This window comes from Vibrio makurazakiensis (assembly GCF_050337375.1).
GTDB lineage: Bacteria > Pseudomonadota > Gammaproteobacteria > Enterobacterales > Vibrionaceae > Vibrio > Vibrio makurazakiensis.
Genome location: NZ_JAKJSW010000011.1, coordinates 1 through 5,263 on the forward strand (window position 1 = coordinate 1; position 5,263 = coordinate 5,263).

Consider the following 5,263-nt stretch of genomic DNA (forward strand, 5'->3'; position numbering starts at 1 on the left):
AAATATAAGGGCGAAATCATGAACGATGTCATTCGTGACTTCTTTAAAATGGAATCTGCTGGCGGTATCTTACTTGTAATTGCAGCCGCTGTTGCCATGTTCGTAGCAAACTCTCCACTTAACGTTATGTATCAAGATGTCTTGCATACTTATGTACTTGGGATGTCCGTTTCTCATTGGATCAATGATGGTCTAATGGCTGTGTTTTTCTTACTTANTGGCTTAGAAGTAAAGCGTGAACTATTAGAAGGCGCTCTAAAGTCAAAAGAGACAGCAATCTTTCCAGCTATAGCTGCTATAGGTGGTATGTTGGCACCAGCGTTGGTGTACGTATTTTTCAATATGAACGATCCTGAAGCGATCAGAGGCTGGGCAATCCCTGCTGCAACTGATATCGCGTTTGCTTTGGGTATCATGGCTCTTTTAGGTCCTCGCGTGCCTGTGAGCTTGAAAGTGTTCTTGCTTGCGCTAGCTATTATTGATGACTTGGGTGTTGTAGTAATTATTGCACTATTCTACTCAGGCGACCTTTCAACAATGGCACTGACAATTGGCTTTATCATGACAGGTGTTCTGTTCATGCTGAATGCTAAGAAAGTGACCAAGCTGAGTGTATACCTCGTTGTCGGGGCTATCTTGTGGTTTGCTGTATTGAAGTCTGGAGTACACGCGACTCTAGCGGGTGTGGTTATTGGTTTTGCGATACCTCTGCAAGGTAAGAAAGGTGAACACTCGCCACTGAAGCATCTAGAGCATGCGTTGCACCCTTATGTTGCCTTCGCTATTCTGCCTGTATTCGCGTTCGCAAACGCTGGTATTTCACTTGAAGGGATCTCGATGTCGAGCCTGACGGGCATGCTTCCATTAGGTATTGCTTTAGGTCTGCTAGTTGGTAAGCCGCTTGGTATCTTTAGCTTTAGCTGGGCTGCTGTAAAACTTGGTATTGCTAAGCTTCCTGAAGGTGTTAACTTTATTCATATCTTCGCAGTGTCGGTGTTGTGTGGTATTGGTTTTACAATGTCTATCTTCATCTCATCACTTGCTTTTGGTACAGCCAATGTAGAGTTCGATACGTTTGCTCGATTGGGTATCTTAATGGGCTCAACGACAGCAGCGATTTTAGGCTATGCACTTCTACATTTCTCATTGCCGAAGACAGCTAAGTCGACAAGCTAGTAAAAAGTTAATGTAAAAATAAAGGCCCTTACTGTTGTAAGGGCCTTTTTTATTTGTAAACTTGCTTGTTGCTTGTTGCTTGTTGCTTGTTGCTTGTTGCTTGTTGCTTGTTGCTTGTTGCTTGTTGCTTGTTGCTTGTTGCTTGTTGCTTGTTGACTTAGGTTAAGGTTACTTCTCAAGAGTAGTAAATATGGTCCATTCCTCGACAACTTGTTCAGTTAAACCTACAACTGTTGCTGTTACTTTCCTGTTCACTGCATGGGCAATTTCATCATCACCTTGGTCTTCTAATCGACTTTCACCATAACCTACAATTCTTACGCGGTTTGCAGATACACCATAGTTAAGTAATCGATCCTCAACGTTGTGTGCCCGTTTCTTAGATAGCTCTAAGTTGTATTCTGGAGCACCAACTTTACTGGCATAACCTTGTATCTCAATAGATGCAGATTGATAAATTTCTAGAAAATCTGCCATAGTTTGTATTTGCGCTGAAAAAATTGGATTTATTTCAAAGGAATCATTAGCGAAAAGAATCTTAAGTTGCTTCTCTTCTTCCGTCCTGAATAGTTCCCCGCACCCGTCATTATCAACTTGTGATGATTCTGGAGTCCCAGGGCAGATATCGCGAGCATTTACCACGCCATCTCTATCGTCATCAGAAAGATCGGAAATTTGTTCTGCCTTTGGAGTCTCGATATAAGGCTCTTCGTCATAAGCCATTCCGGCTGGTGTGACAAGCAAAGACAAAGCGGTGATTGTTGCTGTGGTTAAATATTTCATGATTAGTACTCCATGCCCTGAGACCATTCTTCAGGAAGGTCAACCAATAGAGCATCGAGCAAACTACCCGTCGCATTTAGTACACGGTATTTTGCGTATTGCTCTGAATAGTGAGCATCTAGGTAATCTTTTCTTGCTTCAAATAGCTCGTTTTCAGTGTTGAGCAAATCTAGCAGGGTTCGTTGACCGATTCGGTATTGCTTCTCGTAGGCGATGACCGTTTCTGCCGCAGAGTCTACGTGGTCAGCTAAGAAGTTTTTCTGTTGAAGTGTTAAATCTAATGCGCTCCAGGACAGTCTCAAGCCTTCTTCTACCTGTCTGTATGCCTTGTCACGTAAATCTTTAGCTTTGTTTAACTGGTAGGCTGCACTTTCGCTTCGGGCGTTATCAGAGCCGCCATTATAAAGGTTGTAACGCATACGGAGCATAGCGAGAGTTTCTTGGCTTGAACCTTCATCCCCACCTGCGTCGTCACGCCAAGTTTGCGATGCCTCAATAGAAAATGTTGGGTAGTTTACGCCTTTCGATTGTTTGTATTGAAAGTGCGCAGCGTCAACGTCTGCAGAAGAGATCTTAATCACAGGGTGGCGATCAAACGCGTATACCACGGCGTCTGTTAGTGAAAGAGGAAGTTTAGACACATCTGCTCGAGGATAAATTAGGCCTAAAGGTTCCTGACCCACAATGCGGCGAAACTGTGTGTGGGTATCAATCAAATTATTTTGCGCAGCGAGTAAGTTACCGTGCGCCTTTGCGATACGAGCTTCTACTTGAGAAAGATCGGCAGTTGAACCCAAACCAGATTCCGCACGTCGTTGTATGTCTTTAAAAATACGTTTGTGCGTAGCTAGGTTACTTTCCGATAAAGCCAGCACTTCTGAAGCTTTTACCGCATCTAAGTATATTTGCGTGACTTCTAAAGCGATATCTTCCGAATCGGCTATCAGTTGGTATCTAATCGACTCTGCGTCGGCGGCTGTTCTATCAATATCATTCAGTGTTGATGAGCCATCCCACAGCAGTTGGGTCAATGATATCGTCGCTTCCTTTCGCGTTAAATCCGTATCCGGACCGTTGATTGGTACAGGGTTTAACCCTTCGTATCCAATTCCAGCATCTAAATCAATACTCGGACGATATGCACCTCCGGAAGCTTCATTCAGTTGCTTGGCACTTGAAAATTCATTAAAGATGCTTTTGATATTAGGGTTGGTTGCTAAAGTTATCGCGACAGACTGTTCTAACGTCTGAGCACTAACCGTGTTAGACATCATAATTAAACAACCAAGGTAAGTAAGGTTTAACAATTTCAAAGCAGTACTCCTTCCATTTCGAAGCCTGTTCAAATCAGCTAGTTAAGCCCTCAACTAGCTGCTAAGTACACTTTTAACTAATCGAAGCTTAGTTCATCAAATCAAAAGTGAGAACCTTAACTAATAAAATGTCACTAATTACCAGTTTTAATTGACAAAATAAAAAATGCGCAAACCTATTTTCGTTGTTGTGTTGAATATCAATAGTTGTGAGCTAGATTTATAGGATGCGATAAATGTAAGCGCGGGGGCTGCTTGCATACCAGAAATGGGTCGTAAAGGCATAGGGAATGGATTATGAAACTTACAAACCTAACAGCTTTAGGGTATGCAAATGGTGCAGTAGTACTCGATGCTCAAGGCCAAATGAGACGGTTAGAGCCAGGTGAGCAACCTGGCCCAGGAGACCTAGTCGTAGACCTTGGTGAGGGAGCAGCAGGTGAAACTGATATATCTGCTCAATTGATTGGTGAGCAACTTCAGCCAACAGATGTTGCGATTGATGATGTCATAGCCCAACTTGTTGACCAAATAGAGCAGGGTGTCGATCCAACTCAACAAGGTGAAGATTTCGCAACCGCCGCCGGTGGACAAAACGGTTCGAGTTTGACTGGATCTGGTGATATAGAAAGAACCGGTGCGGAGTCTCAAGCTTCGACAGAATTTGAAACAGAAGGTTTAGAGTCACAAGGTTTATCTGAAACTCAAAGCTTGGCTTTAATCCAAGTTGTTGCTCAAGCATTAGTAAGTGGGATCTCATTCATCAATGAGGATGAAACAAATGCCCCTATCGTTACTGGTGGACTATTAGAAACTGATGTCGAAGGTGTGGATTTTGTTCCTGTTACCGATGAGGCTGGTGATAACGGTTTTGGCGTTTTTTCTATCGATGCTGATGGTAACTGGACCTTTACAGCAGATGACGCGTACGACGAGCTAGCGGTCGGAGACAGTAACACTGATACGATTACGGTAATTACGACAGACGGTACAGAACAAGTCATTACTGTGACCATAGATGGTACGAATGACTTAGCGGTGATAACTCCTGAAGTCGGTGATGTTATTGAAGCAGGAATTGATGGTGAACAAACTCCTATAGGTTCTGGAACTACCGGTGGAGTTGTTAGTATTGTTGACCCTGATAATGGCGAAAGTATATTTCAACCTGTAGCCGATCTCACAGGAGATTTTGGTAACTTTACATTTGATCCGAACACTGGTGTGTGGGGGTATATTTTAGATGAAGCGTTAGCTGACTCTCTAAATGCGGGTGATGAAGAGACCGACGTGTTAGAAGTGACATCTTTAGATGGGACTGATACGGAAACCATTACCGTAAACATCTTGGGCAGTAACGATGGCGCGACCATCACGCCATCAGAAAGTGAAGATGTAAACGTGGTAGAAGTGGGCTTGGATGTCGCAGGCGATGCGACAGCCGGAGGCCAACTTCTGGTGGAAGATGTGGATGACGGTGAAGCGAAATTCCAAGACCCAGGTGACCTACAAGGGGAATACGGTACCTTTACCTTTAACACCGATACAGGCGTATGGGGTTACACTTTAGACCCAGACTTATCAGACCCACTCAATCAAGACGACGCGGTGACTGATAGCTTACAAGTGACGTCACTGGACGGCACCGCCACTGAAACTATTACTGTGAACATTTTGGGCAGTAACGATGGGGCGACCATTACACCGTCAGAAAGCGAAGATGTAAATGTGGTTGAAGTGGGCTTGGATGTGGCAGGCGATGCGACAGCCGGAGGCCAACTTCTGGTGGAAGATGTGGATGACGGTGAAGCGAAATTCCAAGACCCAGGCGACCTGCAAGGGGACTACGGTACCTTTACCTTTAACACCGATACAGGCGTATGGGGTTACACTTTAGACCCAGACTTATCAGACCCACTCAATCAAGACGACGCGGTGACTGATAGCTTACAAGTGACGTCACTGGACGGCACCGCCACTGAAACTATTAC

General features: G+C 44.2%; 4 protein-coding genes. 2 read left to right on the forward strand and 2 right to left on the reverse strand.

What is annotated here, in order from left to right:
• The first annotated feature begins 18 nt into the window (after positions 1 to 18).
• Positions 19 to 1,176 carry a Na+/H+ antiporter NhaA gene (nhaA, locus tag L4C33_RS00800; protein WP_428810586.1) on the forward strand — a complete coding sequence of 386 codons (1,158 nt, stop codon included), beginning with the start codon at positions 19 to 21 and terminating at the stop codon, positions 1,174 to 1,176.
• 168 nt (positions 1,177 to 1,344) lie between these two features.
• On the opposite strand, the gene L4C33_RS00805 is transcribed toward nhaA, so the two are convergent.
• Both L4C33_RS00805 and L4C33_RS00810 read right to left on the reverse strand, forming a co-directional pair.
• Entirely contained in the window at positions 1,345 to 1,899 is a 555-nt protein-coding gene (locus L4C33_RS00805) for an OmpA family protein (protein WP_428810587.1), read from the reverse strand.
• Positions 1,900 to 1,961: 62 nt separating this feature from the next.
• On the reverse strand, positions 1,962 to 3,233 hold the full coding sequence (locus L4C33_RS00810; RefSeq protein WP_428810588.1) for a TolC family outer membrane protein: 1,272 nt from the start codon (positions 3,231 to 3,233) through the stop codon (positions 1,962 to 1,964).
• 336 nt (positions 3,234 to 3,569) lie between these two features.
• Here L4C33_RS00810 and L4C33_RS00815 point away from each other — a divergent pair.
• A partial coding sequence (locus L4C33_RS00815) for a VCBS domain-containing protein (RefSeq protein ID WP_428810585.1) occupies positions 3,570 to 5,263 on the forward strand: 1,694 nt, incomplete at its 3' end.

Coding starts and splice junctions, on each gene's coding strand:
- L4C33_RS00810 (WP_428810588.1), bottom strand. CDS start 3,233: ATGATGTCTAACACGGTTAGTGCTCAGACGTTAGAACAGTCTGTCGCG.
- L4C33_RS00805 (WP_428810587.1), bottom strand. CDS start 1,899: ATGGCTTATGACGAAGAGCCTTATATCGAGACTCCAAAGGCAGAACAA.